Annotated in this window: 19 protein-coding genes; 5 read left to right on the forward strand and 14 right to left on the reverse strand. The window is 34.5% G+C overall.

Going from position 1 to position 20,939, the window contains the following annotated elements:
• The first annotated feature begins 22 nt into the window (after window positions 1–22).
• Window positions 23–1,792 carry an AMP-dependent synthetase/ligase gene (locus GOQ17_RS11015; RefSeq protein WP_159637445.1) on the forward strand — a complete coding sequence of 590 codons (1,770 nt, stop codon included), beginning with the start codon at window positions 23–25 and terminating at the stop codon, window positions 1,790–1,792.
• A 33-nt stretch (window positions 1,793–1,825) separates the two neighbouring features.
• Here GOQ17_RS11015 and GOQ17_RS11020 read toward each other — a convergent pair whose 3' ends face one another.
• From GOQ17_RS11020 to GOQ17_RS16415, 7 genes are all read right to left on the reverse strand, one after another.
• The gene (locus GOQ17_RS11020; protein ID WP_159637446.1) at window positions 1,826–3,349 is read right to left on the reverse strand and encodes a glutamate racemase; all 1,524 of its coding nucleotides are present in this window, start codon (window positions 3,347–3,349) and stop codon (window positions 1,826–1,828) included.
• A gap of 78 nt (window positions 3,350–3,427) precedes the next feature.
• A complete protein-coding gene (locus tag GOQ17_RS11025) occupies window positions 3,428–4,033 on the reverse strand; it encodes an HPP family protein (RefSeq protein ID WP_159637447.1) in 606 nt (201 codons plus the stop codon).
• A 2-nt stretch (window positions 4,034–4,035) separates the two neighbouring features.
• Complete coding sequence (gene rlmB, locus GOQ17_RS11030) at window positions 4,036–4,815, reverse strand: 23S rRNA (guanosine(2251)-2'-O)-methyltransferase RlmB (protein ID WP_159637448.1); 780 nt, start codon at window positions 4,813–4,815, stop codon at window positions 4,036–4,038.
• Between the two features lie 78 nt (window positions 4,816–4,893).
• Entirely contained in the window at window positions 4,894–6,678 is a 1,785-nt protein-coding gene (locus tag GOQ17_RS11035; protein ID WP_159637450.1) for a DNA polymerase III subunit gamma/tau, read from the reverse strand.
• A gap of 107 nt (window positions 6,679–6,785) precedes the next feature.
• Entirely contained in the window at window positions 6,786–7,508 is a 723-nt protein-coding gene (locus GOQ17_RS11040) for an MIP family channel protein (RefSeq protein WP_159637451.1), read from the reverse strand.
• Window positions 7,509–7,656: 148 nt separating this feature from the next.
• Window positions 7,657–8,094, reverse strand: a complete 438-nt coding sequence (locus GOQ17_RS16605; protein WP_394350609.1) for a helix-turn-helix domain-containing protein — start codon at window positions 8,092–8,094, stop codon at window positions 7,657–7,659.
• Window positions 8,043–8,519 (reverse strand): hypothetical protein, encoded by a 477-nt coding sequence (locus GOQ17_RS16415; protein WP_236537129.1) that lies wholly within the window; start codon window positions 8,517–8,519, stop codon window positions 8,043–8,045. Before GOQ17_RS16415 ends, GOQ17_RS16605 begins: the two co-directional genes overlap by 52 nt.
• A 168-nt stretch (window positions 8,520–8,687) precedes the next feature.
• Here GOQ17_RS16415 and GOQ17_RS11050 point away from each other — a divergent pair, with 168 nt between their 5' ends.
• The gene (locus tag GOQ17_RS11050; protein WP_159637452.1) at window positions 8,688–9,041 is read left to right on the forward strand and encodes a T9SS type A sorting domain-containing protein; all 354 of its coding nucleotides are present in this window, start codon (window positions 8,688–8,690) and stop codon (window positions 9,039–9,041) included.
• Between the two features lie 723 nt (window positions 9,042–9,764).
• On the opposite strand, the gene GOQ17_RS11055 is transcribed toward GOQ17_RS11050, so the two are convergent.
• Window positions 9,765–10,934: a beta-helix domain-containing protein gene (locus GOQ17_RS11055; protein WP_159637453.1), complete on the reverse strand. Its 1,170-nt coding sequence runs from the start codon at window positions 10,932–10,934 to the stop codon at window positions 9,765–9,767.
• Window positions 10,935–11,033: 99 nt separating this feature from the next.
• Entirely contained in the window at window positions 11,034–14,105 is a 3,072-nt protein-coding gene (locus tag GOQ17_RS11060; RefSeq protein WP_159637454.1) for a TonB-dependent receptor domain-containing protein, read from the reverse strand.
• A gap of 291 nt (window positions 14,106–14,396) precedes the next feature.
• On the opposite strand from GOQ17_RS11060, the gene GOQ17_RS11065 reads away from it, so the two are divergent.
• Genes GOQ17_RS11065 through GOQ17_RS11075 form a run of 3 tightly spaced genes read left to right on the forward strand, consistent with a single transcriptional unit; the run spans window position 14,397 to window position 16,955 of the window.
• Window positions 14,397–15,023 carry an ABC transporter ATP-binding protein gene (locus GOQ17_RS11065; RefSeq protein ID WP_159637456.1) on the forward strand — a complete coding sequence of 209 codons (627 nt, stop codon included), beginning with the start codon at window positions 14,397–14,399 and terminating at the stop codon, window positions 15,021–15,023.
• A 9-nt stretch (window positions 15,024–15,032) separates the two neighbouring features.
• Window positions 15,033–16,472 carry an ABC transporter permease gene (locus tag GOQ17_RS11070; protein WP_159637457.1) on the forward strand — a complete coding sequence of 480 codons (1,440 nt, stop codon included), beginning with the start codon at window positions 15,033–15,035 and terminating at the stop codon, window positions 16,470–16,472.
• A complete protein-coding gene (locus GOQ17_RS11075) occupies window positions 16,473–16,955 on the forward strand; it encodes a hypothetical protein (RefSeq protein ID WP_159637458.1) in 483 nt (160 codons plus the stop codon). It abuts the gene before it with no gap.
• Here GOQ17_RS11075 and GOQ17_RS11080 read toward each other — a convergent pair.
• From GOQ17_RS11080 to GOQ17_RS11100, 5 genes are read right to left on the reverse strand one after another with little or no spacing between them, the layout of a single operon-like run.
• Complete coding sequence (locus GOQ17_RS11080; RefSeq protein ID WP_159637459.1) at window positions 16,952–17,665, reverse strand: 16S rRNA (uracil(1498)-N(3))-methyltransferase; 714 nt, start codon at window positions 17,663–17,665, stop codon at window positions 16,952–16,954. The two genes, GOQ17_RS11075 and GOQ17_RS11080, sit on opposite strands and share 4 nt — an antisense overlap.
• Before the next feature lies 1 nt (window position 17,666).
• Window positions 17,667–18,983 (reverse strand): hemolysin family protein, encoded by a 1,317-nt coding sequence (locus GOQ17_RS11085; protein ID WP_159637461.1) that lies wholly within the window; start codon window positions 18,981–18,983, stop codon window positions 17,667–17,669.
• A gap of 4 nt (window positions 18,984–18,987) precedes the next feature.
• Window positions 18,988–19,530 carry an inorganic diphosphatase gene (locus GOQ17_RS11090; protein ID WP_149915562.1) on the reverse strand — a complete coding sequence of 181 codons (543 nt, stop codon included), beginning with the start codon at window positions 19,528–19,530 and terminating at the stop codon, window positions 18,988–18,990.
• A gap of 27 nt (window positions 19,531–19,557) precedes the next feature.
• On the reverse strand, window positions 19,558–20,196 hold the full coding sequence (locus GOQ17_RS11095) for a DedA family protein (RefSeq protein WP_159637462.1): 639 nt from the start codon (window positions 20,194–20,196) through the stop codon (window positions 19,558–19,560).
• Window positions 20,197–20,230: 34 nt separating this feature from the next.
• Window positions 20,231–20,644 (reverse strand): HIT family protein, encoded by a 414-nt coding sequence (locus GOQ17_RS11100; RefSeq protein ID WP_159637463.1) that lies wholly within the window; start codon window positions 20,642–20,644, stop codon window positions 20,231–20,233.
• Window positions 20,645–20,939 lie beyond the last annotated feature (295 nt).

The raw sequence follows: 20,939 nt of genomic DNA on the forward strand, positions 1-20,939 counted from the left end.
TATTTATTTTGTGATATTGCTTATGAATAACGAGCCTACACGTATATTTGACCTAGTCAACTATAGAAAGCACACTTACCCCACTTCCGCTATATTTTCTTATAAAAAGAACAATAAATGGATAGAAATATCGAATACAGATTTCCAAAACAAGATTGACGAAATTTCAAAAGGCCTTATTGCATTGGGTGTACAACCCGATGATAAAATAGGTATTGTAAGTGAAAATCGAATTGAATGGTCTTTATTGGATTTGGCAATTCAACAGATTGGTGCTATCGTGGTAGCTCTTTATCCAAATATATCTGATAATGATTACACGTACATTTTCAATCACGCTGAAATAAAACTAGCGGTCATCAGTTCTAAAGCCTTATATGAGCGAATTAATGAATTAAAGCCTTCTCTTCTACTATTAGAAAGCACTTTTATATTAGATGAAGAAACGACATTTCGACATTTGAATATGATAAATCAAACAGGAAAAGTTATTTCTGATAGTCAATTATTAGAGCGCAAAGCCGCAGTTAGAACTGAAGATATTGCAACTATTATTTATACAAGTGGCACTACTGGAAATCCAAAAGGTGTAATGCTCACGCACAAAAATCTATTAGCTGACATGATTAGCAGCGAATATTCGTTTCCAGTGACGGCTTATGACCGTGCCTTATCGTTCCTACCGGTATGTCACGCATACGAACGCTTGTTTCATTATGTCTATATGTACAAAGGGTTGACTATCTATTATGCGCAATCAATGGATACAATCGGAGCCGATATGAAGGAAGTCAAACCACATATTTTTTCTGCAGTACCACGGGTGTTAGAAAAAGTTTATGATAAAATTATCGCTACTGGAGAATCCTTAACCGGAATCAAAAGAAAACTATTCTTTTGGGCGATAGGCTTAGGAGAAAAGTATGATTTGGATGATGCGAAAAGGTCATGGTGGTATGATGTGCAATTGAATATTGCTCGCAAATTGATTTTTTCGAAATGGAAACAAGCTTTAGGGGGAGAAATAAAAGGTATAGCATCGGGTTCTGCAGCACTACAAGAGCGTTTGATTAGATTATATATGGCGGCTGGCATCATGATATACGAAGGATATGGACTGACCGAAGGAGGTCCATGCCTGTCGGTAAATGATTTTAAACGTGGAATGAAAATTGGAACTGTCGGACTTCCACTCATCAACATTGACATCAAACTAGCAGAAGATGGAGAAATTCTAGCTAAAGGCGACAATGTGATGTTAGGTTATTATAAAGATGCTGAAGCTACACAAGAAATCATCAAAGATGGCTGGCTACATAGTGGCGATATCGGACAATGGGTTGAGGGGAAATTCCTAAAAATCATCGACCGCAAAAAAGAAATGTTCAAAACTTCGGGTGGTAAATATGTCGTACCTCAAGCTATAGAGTCCAAAATGGTCGAGTCGCCTTTTATCGAACAATTTATGGTGGTAGGTGATGGCGAAAAATTTCCTGCCGCTTTTGTTGTGCCATCGTACACAAATCTATTAGCATGGGCTCAAAAATCAATTCCAGAACTTCAATCACTCACTGTAGAGCAGTTTTTGTTAAGCGAGCAGGTAAAAGACAAAATCACCTCAGAAATCAACAGAATCAACACTAATTTTGGTCAATGGGAACAAATTAAGAAGTTTTGTTTAATCCCAACTGAGTTTACAATTGAAGGAGGAGAACTTACTCCTACCCTGAAGATGAAACGCAAAAAAATCATTGAGAAATATAGTAAAAATTATAAAGAGCTTTACTCTTAATTAGAAAGGCTTCATAAAATGAAGCCTTTCTAATTATATTTTTTCTTTAGTACTTAAGTATTCCATTTTAGGATTGTCCTCAGAAAATTTCTGAATCAATTTGAATGTTTTTGGAACCATAATTTCTAATCTCTTCAACGTCTCTGTCGAAATATTCTTTCGATCAAAGGGAACAGCTTTTACATATTCTTGAATTTCGCCAGCATTTCGGCCATATTTATAATCGTAAGTGAACCTTCCTTCATCATCTAATTTCACATTAGAATTGGTCACATTTGGAACAGAAATATAGAATTCTGATTGCTCCATTAGCACTTGACTGCTAGAATTGAATAGCTTTTTAGTATTCAATGCGGCATATAATTCTTGAGCCACATAGACTGAAGGATCAATAATATGCAATTCCTCTCCAATCAAATTGCGATAAGTATATTTGCCATCCTCACTTTGATATGCTTTTAATTCTTCAAAAACCTGCTGAATCTCTTTGATTAAATACGGGTAGTGCGTACAGCCTAAAATTATCGCTTTCAACGGTTGTGCATTTTCGGATTTTCGCATTTGTTCCATTAGTGACACAAGGTGATAACGCACATAATTTTCTGCGTTGTTTAACTGTATAACAGAACAATCCTCGATATTTTCACTATCACACAGCAAACTATTTCCATCATTTTTAAAATTATAAACTTCTAAAAGTGCTTTATCAATTTTAAAGTCTGGATTTTCTAACGAAGGTCCACGATAGGCTTTTAGTGGAGTAGTGCTATTTTTACGAATAAAATCCGGTTCTTCATCTACTGCTTCAGCTAACCCAAAACCTCCTTGATTGAAAATTTGAATATTGCCAGAAAAACCACCTTCTGATATTTGCTTCTTTATAGTACGTTCATAACCTTTCGAAGCAATTGTACCTACTGTAGCAAAAACAGCTATTGACCCACTTTCATTTTTATCGAAGAAAGAAAGTGTTCCACGTGCAGCAGCATTTATCACCCCTATTACTGGTATATCTAAATTCGTTTTTTTCAAAAAAGACGTAGCTTCTTCATAGCCATATGCTGTAGCCGTATTACACGCAATAACAATTGCTTTTACCTGCTCTTTATTCCTTTGAAATGAAGTATGGCTAGAATGTTGATAATATTTATTACCTAAAAGAAATTGAAAATCTTTGATAATATGCTCCTTTAACAAGTTATCTTTACCCATAGCGTTATAATTGCCATAAGGCATATTCGCCTGATCTGCGAGATAGATAAATTTTTCATTTGAAAAATCTGCAACACCATCTCCCCCATCTTTTCTAGAGACATTATCAAATTGATCAAAATTAACCAACGCATCCAATACGGTTAGTCCACCAGTACCAGAATCAAATACACCTATAGGCAATTGTTGTAAAGGCTTCGCATAATTTTTAAAGTCTATATAATAGAAATTCTTTGAATTTGTTAGGATACTTTCTTCAATTGGAGTAGTTAACTGTGCAAAAGAAATTTGGGTAGAAAAACAAAGACCAGTAATAAATAGGAAACTTTTAAAACGTTTATTCATGTTCACATAGGTTGAGAATACTAAAATAAAATTTTTAATATTCAAACACGAACAAACATGCAAAAGAAGATGAGAAAATTACGGATTAGAAAATCTTTTCTTTAACTGTAATCTTCTCGATTTTCGTAATCGAGAATGCTTTACAGGATAGTGTCTATCCTTAGTAATGTTATTAAATATTAAAGCTATCATCAATAGAATTAGAGATCCAGTAAGAACTGGTGATAATACATACATATACCCTAATTCTGCAATCTTTGTTCCTCCAGTAATGGCAATCAAAGCTGTAGCTCCTCCTGGAGGATGTAAACATCGTGTCACTTGCATTGCAACTATTGATAAAGCCACAGCGGAAGGTGCCGTCAGCCAAATAATATCAGGAAAAAGTTTAGCAATAGTAACTCCTACTATTGCTGATACCACATGTCCAGCAACTAAATTTCTCGGTTGTGCTAAAGGACTGTGAACAGCACCATATACTAATACAGAAGACGCACCAAAAGAACCTATAAGAAATATGTTTTCTAGATCGGGAAGTTGGAGGGATTGTAAATAAGCAATTATTCCAATCCCAATAAAAGCGCCAATAAAAGACCATAAGTGATCTTTAAAATCAACTAACGTTTCTTTATAAACTACGTATTTATAAACTCTAAATTGTCTGCGTAGTTTTTGCTTAAGCATTTTTACTTATTATTTCGTTGGCGAATAGCCTCATAAATTACCACGCCTGCTGATACAGATACATTTAATGACCCTATCGCTCCAAACATAGGAATCTTAGCTAACTTGTCCGAAATACGAATCAAATCATCCGAAACACCAACATCTTCCGCCCCCATAATGATACAAGTAGGACCAGTATAATCAACATCATACACAGAATCCTTTGTCTTTTCAGTACTAACGACCAATTGAACACCTGAATCAATTAGAAATCTACCTGTCTTGCCTAAAGAATCTTGACGACAAACAGGAATTTTATACAGCGCTCCAGCCGAAGTTTTAATCGCATCAGGATTAATTTCTGCTGAACCTTTTTTCGGAACAATGATCGCATGTACGCCAGCACATTCTGCTGTACGTGCAATAGCTCCCATATTACGTACATCCGTCACCCCATCCAACATCAACAATAAAGGAGTCTCCCCTTTTTCATAGATTTCTGGAAGAATATCTTCAATATTGTGGTAAGTAATAGGAGAAATAACAGCGATCACACCTTGATGATTTTTACGTGTGATTCTATTTAGCTTTTCAATAGGAACCTGCTGGTAACCCAAATTACGTTCTTTAATTAATGCTTTCAATTCCAACAATAAGCTTCCGCTTAATCCACGTTGAATAAAAAGAGACTCTATCTCTTTACCACTGTCGATGGCTTCGATAACAGCTCTGATACCAAACACCATTTGATTACTTTCTCTTTGTTCGCCGCGATCACGACGTTGGAAATTAGTTTGCATTATTTTTTTATATAAGTAAGAGGATAAGTAGATGTTAACTACCTATCAGAATTTTGTACAAAGATAAGAAAGAGAAATTTAGCTAAGACCTAAATTGAATGTTTTTCGCAAAGTTTCCAAAGCAGGATTTTTTTCAACCATTACTTTATACTTTTCTTGAGAAGTATACGCCTTACGAACCACAGATTGTTCGAGCTGATGTGTCGTAATATCAAGCGCAAAATTTTTCAGTTCTACACGCAAATAATTGAGAATATCAATTTTACCCTCCTTTAGCTGTTCGCTTTGCACCATATTCTCAACATCAATCTCAATGATATTACCATTCAATCGAGGCTCATTGGCAGTCATAATCGTATATAAGGTAATGCGATTTTCAGCCTTCAGTTGCTCGGCTAAAGCATTCCACTTACTAATAAATGAGTTGAAAGTAACTTCTCTAAATTCATTTCCTTGAACTAAATCTGATTCTTCCTCAGCATCGGCAGATTTTTCTTCAAAAACAGTAGCTAAACTAGGAACCGCAACAGAAGGTTTGAAATTTCCCCATCCCTTTCCTGATGAAAAAGACTTTTTATCGGGTTCCGCGGCTTTCAACGGACTTGGAATAGCCGACTTGACAAGCGCAGGAGCTTCATTTCTGACTGAAGGTATTGGAGCTGAAGTTGTTGTATTTGTGGTAGCTGTAACAGTAGATTTTACTGACTCAGGGAGTTTTTTTTTTAGTTCCACTTGCGTAGTTGATATCCCATTTACTCCTAACTTGATAGCAGAAGACAAATGGCACATCTTTAATAAGGCAAGTTCTATTTGCAAACGCTGGTTTTTGCTGGTACGATAAGATATCTCACATTGATTTGCGATGTTCAATGCTGAAAGCAATAATCCTGAGCTTAAAGCTGATGATTGTTCGAAATATTTTTTCTTTATATTCTCACTTACATCCAAAAGCTTCAATGTACGTGGCTCTTTTGTCACCAACAGATTACGAATATGATTCGACAATCCAGCGATAAAATGCCCCCCATCGAATCCTTTATTCAAAACATTATCAAAAATCAACAAAGCCTCTGCCGCTTCTTCTTGGGCAATAGCTTCCATTAATTTGAAATAATAATCGTAATCAAGAATATTGAGGTTGTCAATGACTGCTTGATAGGTCAAATTACGGTTTGAAAAACTGACAATTTGGTCAAACATTGACAATGCATCACGAAGACCTCCATCAGCTTTTTGAGCAATAACATGCAATCCATCAGCCTCAAATGTCACCTCTTCCTTTGCTGCGATATTTGCCAAATGATTAGCCATATCTTCTACTTTGATACGATTGAAATCAAAGATTTGACAGCGAGAAAGAATAGTAGGAAGAATTTTATGCTTTTCTGTCGTTGCCAAAATGAAAATTGCATATGAAGGTGGTTCTTCTAGCGTTTTCAAAAAAGCATTGAAAGCTGCCTGTGAGAGCATGTGAACCTCATCAATGATGTAGATTTTGTATTTACCTGTTTGAGGAGGTATACGAACTTGCTCTATTAAACTACGGATGTCATCAACTGAGTTATTTGATGCGGCATCTAATTCGTGAATACTGAAAGAAGCTCCATTTTGGAATGATTTACAACTTTCGCATTCTCCACAAGCTTCTGTATTTTCTGAGATATGTTCACAGTTAATCGTCTTTGCCAAAATACGCGCACATGTTGTCTTACCAACACCTCTAGGTCCACAAAACAGGAAAGCTTGCGCTAATTGATTATTGTGAATAGCATTTTTGAGGGTGTTCGTAATATGCAGTTGACCTACGACAGAATCGAAGGTAACGGGACGATATTTACGGGCTGAGACAATGAAATTATCCATTAAGACAAAGATATAGATTTGAATTGGCTTACCAAATTATAATATATTCCTAAAACAACAAAGACTTCTAATTATAGAAGTCTTTGTTGTTTTAGGAATACTACAATTTAATCATTGTTACTTGGATACACGACCTTCCATGCTATTGCACCTATGACTGCTCCCAAAATTGGAGCAACAATAAATAACCACAATTGACCCAATGCCAGCCCTCCTGCTAAAATTGCAGGTCCAAAACTGCGGGCTGGATTTACGGAAGTTCCAGTCACAGGTATAGCCACCAAATGAATCAATAAAAGGGTAAAACCAATTGCCAAACCAGCCATCGTGCCATTACCTACTATGGAAGTAGTTCCTAAAATGACGAATAAGAAAAGAGCTGTCAATACAGCCTCAGTTAGGAAAGCAGCTACGATTCCATACTCATTTTGATAACCCGTCCCCCAACCATTGGAACCAAATGCCCATTCTCCAGCAGTAAAACCCGCTAATTGACCAGCTAATATTTGGGATAAAACAAATGCCCCTAATGTAGCGCCTATAAATTGAGCTAGGATATAAACACCTGCATCTTTAATGGATATTTTTCCTGCCACTAATACTCCAATTGTTACTGCTGGATTGATATGACATCCAGAAATACCACCTATAGCATAAGCGAACACCACAACAGATAATCCAAATGCAATTGAAATCCCCAATAATCCTAAACCAGCTGTTTCTGCCAATGTAGTCCCACCTGCGACTGCAGCTGCTCCACAGCCAAATAATACAAGACCAAATGTTCCAATTAATTCAGCTGTAAATTTTGAAAATATTTTAACCTCCATAGTTATTAATTAGTTTATAATTAGTTGAATTTAAGGAAAATTAACTATTCCGTACAAAACATAACTCATTCAAGATTGATATTGTAAACTTACGGCTACTATTATACTTTATAAGCGCTTCTATAAGCAAGAGAATAAATCTATTTTATCATCGTATGCAATTCTTTACGGTATTGCAAAGCACTTTTACCCGTAAATTCTTTAAATAATTTATTGAAATGACTGAAATTATGGAAGCACTTTCATAACTTATATTAGCTATACTCATTGGTTTTTCAGCCAACAATTTACAAGCATGCACTATTCTGTATTCATTTACAAATCGTGTAAAAGTCTTATTCGTTACCTTTTTAAAAAATCGGCAAAATGATGGTACAGTCATACTTGAAATATCCGCAACATGCTCTAAACTAATCTCCTCAAGAAAATGATCCTTTACATAATTAAATATCATATTTATCCGATCATTATCTTGAACTTGCAATTCAACAGTAAAACAGGAAGCATTCAGGAATTTGTGATCCACTGAACTTTCTAACTCTTTAAGGAGTTGTAATAGACATAATAATCGTTCAAAAGGCTGCATTTTAGCATCTTTTCTATTTTCGGCCCAACTGATTTTTTTGTTGCAGAACTATAGGCTATTCCAGACTTTGCACTTTCAAAAAAATCTACCAAAAATCTATTTTCGGGAAGCATCATAAAATCCTGACCGAATAATGTCGGTTTGAATTGAATAACTGTTTCTTTCTTATTACCTGTATTTGTATCCGTAAAACCACAATGTGGCAAATTACTTCCAATCATTATAAGATCACCATCCGTGTAGTAAGAAATATGACTTCCTATCTGCCGCTTTCCAGACCCACCATTTACGTAAACTATTTCTATTTCAGGATGATAATGCCATACATGCGCTTTGTTATTTTCATTCTCAATATATTTAAAATAAGCGAATGAACTTCCAAAACTTGGTTCTATAATTTCAAAGCTTGGGTTGACTTTTTTCATAACTACATGAAAGTTAACGAAAAACAAATATGATTTTAACTTAAAATTACATTTTATAAGAAATTATCAATATAGCATAGAAATCAGAAAATTATGCATTAAAATTTCACGATAGACCGATATATCTTTGCCATGTAAGTTATTTAATAATCATTTAATTTATTTGTTATGAAAAATTTATTAAAAACCACTTTTTTATTCACTTTAATAGCGTCTTCATCATCGACTTATAGTGATGACATCAAAATGACATTAAAACCATACACATATAATCAGAAATCACTAGTACTTTCAACAAAAGAAGCTGAAAAAATTGACTTATCGATTTATAATGTGTATGATGGAGTCGTTTACAAAGAAAGTATTAAAGCTGAAAAACACTTAACAAAGGCGTACAACTTAAATAAGTTTCCTGAAGGAAATTATTTAATCAAAGTGGTAAAAGAAGACAAAACAGTAGAATATGAAATAAAAATTACCAGAGATAAGGCTTTGGTTTCTGCTCCTTTCACTAGCAATTAGTTGAATACTTCAGATACGATAAAATATTAAGCAATCTAATCTATTACCCTCAGTATAAATTACTCATTTCAAAATAAGCTTTAGTACCAGACTAATAGCTAAAGCTTATTATAAAATAGAACTTTCTCTCCCCTATATATATTAATGCAAACTCCTTGTCCTAATCTGGATCAGGAGTTTACTTTGACCAAGTAGTAATTAAACTTTTACTAACTTTACTTTAAGTAAGTGTTAATATTTTGCAAAAACATATTGGTTTGTTCGGCTAATATTGTGTTATATAGCTATTCTTAGCAATAACCAGTTAACATATGCTCAAAAGTTAGATAGTATTCAATTTTTTCAAACGCTTTTTTTGTCAATAAATCAGTACTAAAAAATAGAAAGCAAGCCTGAGCTGTATGCTCAAGGATATAAATACAAAAGCATCAATTTTGAATATAATAAGGTCTACAACTTTAATAAAAAAGTAAATGAGGAGGTTTCTGATATTTTTAAATTATATAGAAGTTGACTTCGAAACATAATTTAATCCCCCTTTGACTAATTATTCTATTTGTGAACCTACTCCACAAGAAAGAAGTCTAAATATTGGGTAATTATCCGATAAATATTAAGGCGAAGAGTAAAAAGTCGTCTATCACTATAGTCCAAAATAAAACTCCTCACCTAATAGGGCAAGGAGATATTATTTATTTAAGTTTATTGTTGAATGCTTATATATTATAATCCTACAGTCCAACCCTTAGCCCATTCAGGCACTGCAGTACCTGCACCAGCTCCTGTAGCAGTCGCATCTTCAGTAAATACGGAAGCAACATCTACAGATGAGCCGTCACTTTTCTTACCTTTAGATTTAGTCGCAACATTATCAAATTTTACACGTGTTGCTTTTAATGATGTGCCTACATAGGTAATAGTGGCATCATTTTCTACATCAAATCCTGTTCCCCAATTCGAAAGGACAAGGTTGTCAAACATTCCCTTCGTACCTACACGTAATTTTAATGCTTGAGATTCTCCATCATGTGCTCCACGACCAATCAATGTCAAATTTTTAATAGTTGGGTTTGATATTGGATCCACTGTATGAGTTTTAAAGTTATTATCAGCCTCGACACCACGATTTCCTTTGTTCGAAGCTTCTTTAGCATACCAATTTTCATTGGTACCATTCCAGCCTTCTGTCCAGTCGAACTGATCATCCTCGTTTGAAGTAGAAACTAAATACTTCGTATTAACTGTACCACCAAACCATTCAAATCCATCATCAGAACCTTCGTGTACTTGTACGTATTCAATGGTAGTGCCTCTCCCTACGCCAAACATGGACAAACCATTGAATTCTTTTTCTGCTGAATAAGAATATCCAGAATATTCAATACGCAAATATTTAATTGAGCCAGAGTTGTCATTCACATCTGTACCACCATAGGTTAATCCAGAAACCTCAGCTGACCCTGAAGTACCGTTATTAATTGGAGCTTTTCCACATAATACTAAACCGCCCCAAGCAGCTTGAGTTTTGTTGCTAGCTGTCATTACTACAGGCTTAGCAGCAGTGCCTTCAACAAAAATTTGTCCACCTTGTGCTGTCGCGATGTATCTGATTTCCTCACCACCTTTGAAAGCTGTAGCTTCTACAGTCACACCTGCTTTGATAGTAAGCTTACCACCATTTTCTACAACTAGAGGTCCAGTTAATTTATAAACTCCACTCTCTAAAATTATATGTTCACCGTTTCTAATTGATCCCTTTAAATTTTCACGATCAACTTGCTTACCAGGATCGACAACAGTCAATTCATCATCATCACTGCTACATGCTGTAAAAATAAACGGCGTCGCAGATAGAGACATTAAAAGTAAAAGGGTTGTAACTGATTTTTTCATTATTTCTGATTTATTAATTTTCAAATTTTATTATTCAAATAAACTAAGCCAACATTAAAATGTAATTAACTGATTATTAATTAAATATTAATTTTTATATTAAAAACTATACTTAAATCCAAGGTTGAAGAATTTCCCTTTTTTGTAAGATAAGACCTTAACAGGCTCTACATTTTCTTGCCATCTCTCGAAAGCTGGATTTAAAATATTACGAGCTGAAAACTCTAAGCCTATATTTTTTGACAGCTTACTTTTTATCACTAAATCCAACATTCCAAAACCTTTGTCTACACGGTGTCCTAAACCACCTGTACCAATAGCATAAATCTTGTCCGAGTAGTAATTATAAATTACTGTACCCACAATATTTTTATCATCCGTCAGTTTTTTGTTATAGGATAAGTCTGCATTAACAATAAAATCAGAAGCACCGGTAAATCTTGAACTTAAATGAGTAGGATCAATATTCACAATACCATTTGTTTCTGTAGTTACTTTTTCAGCATCAAAATCTTGGTTCGTTTTCATAATCGCGGAATTAAATCCGAAACTCAATTTATCTTCATTAAATTCAATTATGTTCTTTTTCAACTCCAATTCTACACCATACACATAACCTTTGTCGCCCGTATTCGCATATGAAATATCATTCGTTGCCGAAGCAATCATAATTTCGTTAATCGGATTTTGAATATATTTACCAAATGCAGCAACGGAAATCAACTCTGACTCTTTAGGAAACATTTCCCATTTAAAATCCAAATTATAATTGTCTGAAGCATACAAATATGGATTACCAATAATCACTTCCGTCACATCGTCATATGGAAAACGTGCTCTCTCTTTAAATTGTGGTAATGTATAAGTTTTGCTAGCCCCTAATCTTAGATTTTGCTTATCATTAAGTGCATATTTAAGATTTAAGCTTGGAAGGAATGCGTCTTTACTATTCTTATTTTCACTCTTAGGAAATTCGATACTATAGTAATCTACACTTTGTATAATCTTTTCAAGTCGAGCACCGACAACAGCAGTTAATTTTTCCGTTAGTTTATAATCTAAACTTGCAAAACCAGCATGAATAGTTTGATCGCCATTATAATATTGGAAGGCATTTCCCGCAAATCCTTTTAACTCATAAAAGGTACCGAATCCAGCTGCCCCTAAATATTGATCAATATTATCTGGATCAATCACTGTTTGTCTATAATCTGCGGAAATATTAAAGTTCAATTGCATAACATCAAAAGATCTTCTTTTCATCCTTCCAGTATATCCAACTGTAATATTTCCTTTATTATAATCCCCTAACTTATATTTTGCAGATACATTTGCAACGAATTCATTTTCCTTTAGAAAATAATTATAGCGGTGGTTATCAGCCTCGTTGACACGAATAAACACATACTCACCATTATCCATCTTACGCAGTTGCGATTGCATACGATCAGGCATGTTTCCATCCACCATATTTGCCGCGAGTCCCCAGTTCAAATCGATTTTATCTGAGAATGTATGCTTACCTAATAATTGATTGATAATTAACTTTGTTTGGGCAAATGTATTTCTTCTTAATATACCATTACCATCTTCAGCAGCATCACGGATGTAGCCTGCAAAATCATCTGTGAATTGATCTCCAGAATTGATATACAAGAAATTATAAGCTATATTATGGTTAGTATTGATTTGGTAATTAGCATTGAACATGCCAGTAGATTTTGTGTTGTAGTTGTATCGTGTTTGAAAAAAACTTTTTAACTTATCTCCCTGAGCACCTACATTCGCATTGATACCTTCACGATATGTGTATCCATTTGCAAAATTTAAAGTAGCAAAAAGGCTTAGACGACTTTCAGTTCCGAAATTGAATGATTTACCAAGTTTTAGTCCTAAATCAACTGGCAACATCGATTTTGGATAAATATCCCAACTATTTTTGAAATGATAACTTCCTTGTGCATCAGATGGAATTAAAGAATTTGCAAATCCAAAAAAGTTTGGTCCTTGTTGTAGTTTAAAATTCCCAGCTTCTTTTAAGGCATTTGTATTAACTGTAGATCCAAAAGAAACTTCGAAGAATTGATCTCCTTTGAAATTTTTCGAACCAATATCCACATTAGCTCCTCCAAAATCTCCTATTAACGTAGCATTGTGTAATTTATCCACACCGATGTAATCTACTACATCCGTACTGAATATATCCAATGCAATATTTTTAAGATTTGGATCACTTGAAGGAATTGGTAAACCATTTAATGATGTGGTGTTATAACGATCGCCCAGACCACGAACATATACTTGACTGCTTCCCTCTTGCTTAGACACGCCAGATAATTTTGATACTGCTATAGCAGCATCTCCTACACCTTTTCTGGATAATTCCTCGACTCCAATTTTTTCGACTACAAGTGAGGCATTTTTTCTTTCTTCTAATAATGCTATTTCACTGATTTGTGTGCGACGACGCGAAATAACAACTTCATCCAATGCCGAACTCGTATTTACTAACACGACATTGATCATTTCCCAATTTTTATCCGAGAAATTCACAGGAACAATTTCTTTGTTATATCCCAAATAACTGGTTTCTACACTGAATTTACCTTTTGCGTTTACTGGCACTGTGAATTCCCCGCGCTCATTGGTAGATGTTTTTCTACCATTTTCTAAAACAACGATACTCACACCAGGTATCGGCTGCAAAGTCTCTACATCAATTACACGACCTTTGATACCTAATGCAGAAGTACCATCAGCAATAGGATGACTATTTTTTTGTAATGCAACTAAAGTTTTTGAGCTATCTGAACTAGAGTTAGGTACTTGATTATTCTTATGATTATTTAGCAAATCGACATTTAACTTTGTCAATTGCCCTTCTGTGATTAATACAGAATCAATAGTTTGCGTTTGCCAGCCTTTAGAAGAAAATTCAAGTGTGTATTGACCTTGGGTCAAGCCAGCTAATGTATTATGACCGCTTGGCTCTGATATTATTTTTTTATCCAGTGAAATAATCTTGACAGCAATACCAGAAATAGGCTCTCCAGTTTTAGCATTTTTTATAGTACCAGAGACTAATCCTGCACGCTGAGCTACAACGATTCCATTTAAAATTACACCTAGTAATAATAAACTTGCCTTATTGATGTGTAAATCTACTTTCAACTTTATTTAATTTTAATTTAACACAAATTAAAAGCAAGCAGATTAACTGAATATTACGCGCAAATTACCTTTTGATAACCGAATGATTAAGCAATTGTTAATCCATCTAATAATAGAATGGTTTAGGATAACTTCACTTCTTATATATTAGCACATATTGAGTTAAGATTAATTTTATTTTACGTCCTACACTGTATTGAAGATGTAATAATTTTAATAGAATTTTCTTTTATTAAGGTAATGTCTATACCTTTAAACATTATCTAAAAAGCTATTTAGAAATAAAAGTCTATGATACGTTCAGAAAATCTTACGTTTAAATATCCCAACGCTGCTGATCTTAAATTTCCAATTGTTCATATTGAAAAAAATAAGCATTCCCTTTTATTAGGTGAATCAGGAAGTGGCAAAACAACTTTACTTCATTTGCTAGGAGGACTATCTGCACCTACTTCTGGCAAAGTTTTTATAAATGACACTGATATTTATGCATTAAGTGAACAAGAAAGAGATCTTTTCAGAGCAAAAAATATGGGCTTTATTTTCCAAGATGCACATCTACTTAAAAATCTGACTATCGAAGAGAATATTTTATTAGCACAATATCTGGCGAAAGAAAAGCAAGATAAGAAAGCAGTAGCTGATATTTTAAACAGATTACAAATCGAAGAGAAATCTAACAGCTATCCTAATCAGCTTAGTAGAGGGCAATTGCAACGAGCAGCCATTGCACGTGCTGTGATTAATAAACCAAAAGTTTTAATTGCAGATGAGCCAACTGCTGCATTGGATGATTCGAACACAGCGCATGCTATGGATTTAATTTTACAAATCGTAGCAAACTATGATGCTACTCTATTAATTGCCACACACGACACTCGAATTAAATCTTACTTTGCTAACACCTATCAATTATAATATAAGACTATGAATACTTTATCTCTTGTTTGGAAAAATATTTCACAACAATGGGGATCCACATTGTTAAGTGTCCTACTTACTGCTTTTGGTGTGGCTATTCTTATTGTCATATATATAAGTTCTGTAACTCTTGAAAAACAATTAGAAAATAACACTAAAAATATTGATTTAGTAATTGGGGCAAAAGGAAGTCCTATGCAATTGATATTGAGTTCTCTTTATCACGTTGATAACCCTACGGGCAATATTCCGATGAGCGAAGCGAATAAACTTGCCGAAAATCCGTTAGTACAATTAGCAACACCAATTTCCTTAGGCGACAATTACAAAGGTCATCGAATCATCGGTACCGATGCTAGTTTTCTAGAATTATACGAATTAAAATTAGAAGAAGGTAAATTATGGAGTAAATCCTTTGAAGTCGTTTTAGGAGCCGAAGTCGCCCGAAAGCATAATCTTAAAATAGGTGATCAGATTTTCAGTGCTCACGGCCTATCTGCAGATGCACATCAACACGACGAACACCCGTTCACTGTCGTTGGAATTTTGAATCCCGCTCAGTCTGTGGTTGATAATTTGATATTGAGCAATCTTGCAAGTGTGTGGGAAGTTCATGGAATAGCACATAATGGCGAGCATATTCACGGTGAACATTGCGACCACGGCCATGATCATGATCATAACCATTCGCATGAAAAAAATTCTGTATCACATAACCATAAGGATGAGCACAACCACGAACATACAGATCATGCACATCATGAAGAACACGATCACAGTCATCACGATCATAAACACGAACCCACTGAATCATCACCTGTACACGAAGAGGAATTAGTAACGGAAAAACCACAAAATAATGAATTTATTAAAAGTCTTGGACAAGATATGATCGAAGATCAAGGTGTCGAAATCACAGCATTGCTAATAAAATATAGTTCTCCTACAGCAATTAGTGTATTACCAAGAATGGTAAATCAAAGCACACAGATGCAAGCAGCTTCACCAGCAATGGAAAGCTCTCGCATATTCTCATTGTTAGGCGTTGGATTTGATTCTTTAGGCGTTTTGGCATATGTAATTATGATAATTGCCGGCTTCAGCGTTTTTATAAGTTTATACAATGCAATGAAAGATCGAAAATATGATTTAGCAATAATGCGAACTTTGGGAGCTACTAAAGCTAAACTTTTTACACTTACTATAGTCGAAGGATTGGTCATTACACTTATTGGTGGGACTATTGGATTGATTTTGGGTCATGTAATTTTATATTACATCAGTTTACAAACTAGTGAAAGCGCGGATTTTATTCAAGCATTTAGCGTGAATCCTAAAGAGTTCTTTATTTTACTTACTGCTGTATTAATTGGAATGACTGCAAGTATTATTCCTGCTATCAAAGCCTATCAAACAACTATTTCAAATACATTATCTTCAAAATAAATGAAAAAGTATTTAATTATATTGGTTTTAAGCATCTTTTCAGTAGGCGCTAAAGCACAAATATCTGGTTTCAATCAAGGTTTAGATATTCCTGATCATACTCCTATGATGAATAGCACATGGGAAGCAATTGATAAAATGATGTATAAAGTAACAACAAGCGGAAATAAGAAAGTATACACACCACATTATCCCGCAGAGTTAAAAAAATTAGAAAATAAGATTGTAGAATTACCGGGATATTTAGTTCCATTGACTAGCGGACGTCAGCACAGTACATTTATGCTATCCGTTTTACCTATTGCACAATGTCAGTTTTGCGGTACGAATGGTATCCCTCCTATGGTAGAAATTTTCATGAAAAAAGGCACTGTAAAATTCACAGAAGAACCTTTGAAAATAAAAGGAAAGATGGTTTTTAATCCAGAACCTTTAAAAGGAAATGCAGAAATTCAAATCGTCGATGCAGTAATCGTAAATTAGCGATTTAATAAAGAGACTTCAATAACTGAAGCCAATGCTGCTGTCTCAGTACGCAAGCGAGCTTCACCCAAAGACAAAGGAACAAAGCCAGCTTCAATAGCCTGGCTTATTTCTTTTTCAGAGAAATCGCCTTCTGGACCTATTAGAATCAAATATTTGCCCTTTGGTTTGAAAGTCGAAGTAATATGTTTCTTTTCTAAATCAACACAATGTGCTATACCTTTGGTATAATCGACATGCTTGATGTCTTGAATAAACTTCGTAAAAGTTATGATAGGATTAATTTGTGGTAAATAAGCTTTTAGAGATTGTTTCACCGCAGCTATTGCGACTTTTTCTAAACGCTCCACTTTTACATCTTTACGTTCGGAATGTTCACAAATAACTGGAGTATAGGAATTAAGACCGATTTCAGTAGCTTTCTCCAAAAACCATTCTATTCGATCAATATTTTTAGTCGGCGCTACTGCCATATGAATTTCATAAGACATTTTACCGAACTCCTCTGTTACAGACAAAACACGCAGAGTGGTTCTCTTTGGATGAGGATCAATTATTTCAGTTTCATAAATTCCACCTCGTCCATCGATGAGATGAATCCTATCCCCTTCACCGAGGCGTAACACTCTGACAGCATGTTTACTTTCCTCTTCACTCAACATGAATGTATTATGCTGAGGATTAATCTCTTGTGTATAAAATAATTGCATATTAAGAATCAGAATTCTCGTCATCAATTACCTCCACAATATCAAGTTTTACATACTCAATATTCTGTTGAGTTTTTTTCATTATAGTAAATCGATATCCGAATTCTTCCGTAGACTCACCTACATCAGGTATTTTTTCAAAAACATGACTTACTAAACCAGCTACTGTATCGTAATCAGAACTTTCAGGCAATTCGATAGGTAAATATTCGTTTACGTAGTGTACACCGGCTCCTGCGTCTAGCATAAATTCAGTTTCTGATATTTGCTCTACCACAGGCGTCTCTTCATCGTATTCATCTTGAATATCACCGACCAATTCTTCAACTATGTCTTCCAAAGTAACCATACCTGAAGTACCACCAAATTCATCCAAAACAAAGGCTATCTGAATACGTTTTTGCTGGAATTCAGCCATTAAATCATTAATTTTCTTTGTTTCAGGAATGAAATAAGGCTTTCGCATGATACTTTTAAGCTCGATCTGTTGTCCCTTGAATAATAATGGCAAAATATCCTTGGTATGTACTACGCCGACAATTTTATCAATATTATCGTCATAAATAGGAATTCGAGAGTATCCTTCTTCTGTGACAGTATTAATAAACTCTTCTGCGGGATCATTTTGCTCTACTGCGATAATTTTAGTACGAGGCACCATAATATTCTTTACAATACGCTCATTAAAATCGAAGACATTTTTGATCAGCTCATGTTCCGAAAGATTTAAAGCACCAGATTCTTTACCCTTATCTAATAAATATTGAAGCTCTTCGGAAGAATGGTAAGCCTCTGAGGGATGAGGCGTAATACCAATTAATTTTAGCAAGAAATTAGCAAATCCATTAAAAACATAAATTAAAGGCATCATAAGCCAATAAAACAACCTTAACGGAACTGCTACTTTCATTGTTGTAGCGATTGGCTTTTGAATAGCAATAGATTTTGGTGCTAATTCACCCAATACCACATGCAACAAAGTTATAGATCCAAAGGCAAGCACTAATCCTGTACCTTTAGCCCAACTTTGCGCTATATCAATATTGAAATAAGTAAAAAGTTTATTGACAATGTCTGTCATAACTTCTTCACCGATCCATCCTAAGCCTAGAGATGCTAAAGTAATACCTAGCTGCGTTGCAGCTAGGTATTTATCCAAATGCTCTGTAATATTCTTTGCAATTTTTGCTACATTGCTACCAGACTTAGCCTGTAGCTCGATCTGCGATGCCCTTACTTTGACAATCGCAAACTCCGCGGCGACAAAAAAGCCATTTGCAAAGACCAATAAAAATGTCCAAAAAATATCGAGAGCCATTTGATTATTTATTTCTTATTTCCGTATTGTAAAGCTCAATACTTTCGTTGATGATATTTTGAGCATAAGCACGACCATAAAGGTTTTGAACCTCAACACTTTTACCTTCTAATGCTTTGTAATCTTGGAAGAAACGCACGATCTCTTTCATCGTGTGCGGAGGTAACTCCGACAAATCGTTGATGTAATTCACAGATACATCGTTTTTAGCTACCGCAATGATCTTGTCATCTTGTTCGCCACCGTCAATCATGTGCATCACACCGATAACTTTAGCTTCAATCAAACTCATTGGGTATACATCTACAGAACTAATTACCAAGATATCTAATGGATCTTTATCATCACAATAAGTTTGTGGAATAAAACCATAGTTAGCTGGATACATTACTGAAGAAAATAAAACACGGTCTAATTTGATTAAACCACTGTCTTTGTCAATTTCGTATTTTGCTTTCGAACCTTTAGGAATTTCTATTATAGCATTTACTGAATTTGGCACGTCGTCTCCAGGAGATACTTGATGCCAAGGATGTTGTGTACTCATTAATATAATTACTGTTTATTTTGTTGTTTATTTTTGACTTCTATTTTTTATCCATCGCTTTATTAAAGCTATAATAATTGGTAAGAATGCGATTACAATCATTCCAATCACAATATATTCCACGTAGTTTATTATTTGCGGAAATGCTGCTCCTAAATAATATCCTGATAATGTCAATACACCAACCCAAATTAAGGCCCCAGAGACATTATAAAAAACGAACTTTTTGAAGTCCAATTTTACTACGCCAGCGAATATGGGTGCAAATGTACGAATAATCGGAACAAAGCGCCCAACAACCAAAGCAGATCCACCATATTTTTGGTAGAACTCTTCCGCCATTACAATATATTTCTGTTTAAAAACTACGGAATCCTTCCGCTTAAATAGCATAGGACCGGCTCGATATCCAAACCAATATCCAGCAAAGTTACCTGCTATTCCCGAACCTAGTATACCAAAAAACATGGTTGTGATTGTTACATCAATCTTATTTAATGCACAAAACAATCCTGCTAGAAACAATAAATAATCGCCTGGTAAGAAAAAGCCAAAGAAAAGACCTGTCTCGGCAAATACAATCAAGCACACTATATAGAATCCACCATGACTTAGTAAGTACTCTGGATCCATCAATTGCTGGAAAGAAATTAAAAAATCTTGCATAGTTGTTAGTTAAAAAGACAATAGCTGTAGTTTACTATTCAGCATTCGTCACTTCTGAAATTGCTTGACGAATATCTTCAGCAATTTTGTTCATCTCATCAGCTGGCAATGATAATTTTGGTTTATCAAAGCTCATATCACTAACCTTATTTAACGGAATCAAATGAATGTGTGCATGTGCTACCTCCAAGCCGACTACAGCTACACCCACTTTTTTACATGGAAATACTTTCTTAATGCCTTGTGAAACTATTTTAGCGAAAATCCAAAGCCCCATATATTCATCGTTTTCGATATCGAATATGTAGTCGGTTTCCTTCTTAGGAATTACCAATACATGCCCCGGCGTTAATGGAGATACATCTAGAAATGCTAAAAAATCATTACTCTCAGCGACCTTATACGCAGGAATCTCACCGGCAACAATTTTAGAAAATATTGTAGACATAAACTTTTATCAAATCTGTGTATTCGCAAATATAATAAAATCTATATGACTAATTCGTATATATTATAGTTGATTTGATATTCTTATTACATTAAGATTATGAAAGTTTTTAAGCTTGTAAGGAATTTATAATGCTGGAATTGTTAGTATCTAAAAAGTTTTAACTAAAAAATTCTTTTGTTTAAAGAGGTAAAAAGAATAATTCTAAGCGGAGTTAATAATTTATTAAAAATTACTCCGATTAGAATTACTGATTTTGGTGATAGGATAAATAATTTGATTATTTATCCTAGAA

This window comes from Sphingobacterium composti, assembly GCF_009829075.1.
Classification (GTDB): domain Bacteria; phylum Bacteroidota; class Bacteroidia; order Sphingobacteriales; family Sphingobacteriaceae; genus Sphingobacterium; species Sphingobacterium composti.

Bases quoted from the DNA above. Each gene is read 5' to 3' on its own strand.
- GOQ17_RS11085 (WP_159637461.1), bottom strand. From the start codon at position 18,983: ATGGCTCTCGATATTTTTTGGACATTTTTATTGGTCTTTGCAAATGGC.
- GOQ17_RS11025 (WP_159637447.1), bottom strand. From the start codon at position 4,033: ATGCTTAAGCAAAAACTACGCAGACAATTTAGAGTTTATAAATACGTA.
- GOQ17_RS11035 (WP_159637450.1), bottom strand. From the start codon at position 6,678: ATGGATAATTTCATTGTCTCAGCCCGTAAATATCGTCCCGTTACCTTC.
- GOQ17_RS11050 (WP_159637452.1), top strand. From the start codon at position 8,688: ATGAAAAATTTATTAAAAACCACTTTTTTATTCACTTTAATAGCGTCT.
- GOQ17_RS11095 (WP_159637462.1), bottom strand. From the start codon at position 20,196: ATGCAAGATTTTTTAATTTCTTTCCAGCAATTGATGGATCCAGAGTAC.
- GOQ17_RS11075 (WP_159637458.1), top strand. From the start codon at position 16,473: ATGAAAAAGTATTTAATTATATTGGTTTTAAGCATCTTTTCAGTAGGC.
- GOQ17_RS11100 (WP_159637463.1), bottom strand. From the start codon at position 20,644: ATGTCTACAATATTTTCTAAAATTGTTGCCGGTGAGATTCCTGCGTAT.
- rlmB (WP_159637448.1), bottom strand. From the start codon at position 4,815: ATGCAAACTAATTTCCAACGTCGTGATCGCGGCGAACAAAGAGAAAGT.
- GOQ17_RS11080 (WP_159637459.1), bottom strand. From the start codon at position 17,665: ATGCAATTATTTTATACACAAGAGATTAATCCTCAGCATAATACATTC.
- GOQ17_RS11020 (WP_159637446.1), bottom strand. From the start codon at position 3,349: ATGAATAAACGTTTTAAAAGTTTCCTATTTATTACTGGTCTTTGTTTT.
- GOQ17_RS16415 (WP_236537129.1), bottom strand. From the start codon at position 8,519: ATGAAAAAAGTCAACCCAAGCTTTGAAATTATAGAACCAAGTTTTGGA.
- GOQ17_RS16605 (WP_394350609.1), bottom strand. From the start codon at position 8,094: ATGCAGCCTTTTGAACGATTATTATGTCTATTACAACTCCTTAAAGAG.
- GOQ17_RS11090 (WP_149915562.1), bottom strand. From the start codon at position 19,530: ATGAGTACACAACATCCTTGGCATCAAGTATCTCCTGGAGACGACGTG.
- GOQ17_RS11070 (WP_159637457.1), top strand. From the start codon at position 15,033: ATGAATACTTTATCTCTTGTTTGGAAAAATATTTCACAACAATGGGGA.
- GOQ17_RS11065 (WP_159637456.1), top strand. From the start codon at position 14,397: ATGATACGTTCAGAAAATCTTACGTTTAAATATCCCAACGCTGCTGAT.
- GOQ17_RS11015 (WP_159637445.1), top strand. From the start codon at position 23: ATGAATAACGAGCCTACACGTATATTTGACCTAGTCAACTATAGAAAG.
- GOQ17_RS11055 (WP_159637453.1), bottom strand. From the start codon at position 10,934: ATGAAAAAATCAGTTACAACCCTTTTACTTTTAATGTCTCTATCTGCG.
- GOQ17_RS11040 (WP_159637451.1), bottom strand. From the start codon at position 7,508: ATGGAGGTTAAAATATTTTCAAAATTTACAGCTGAATTAATTGGAACA.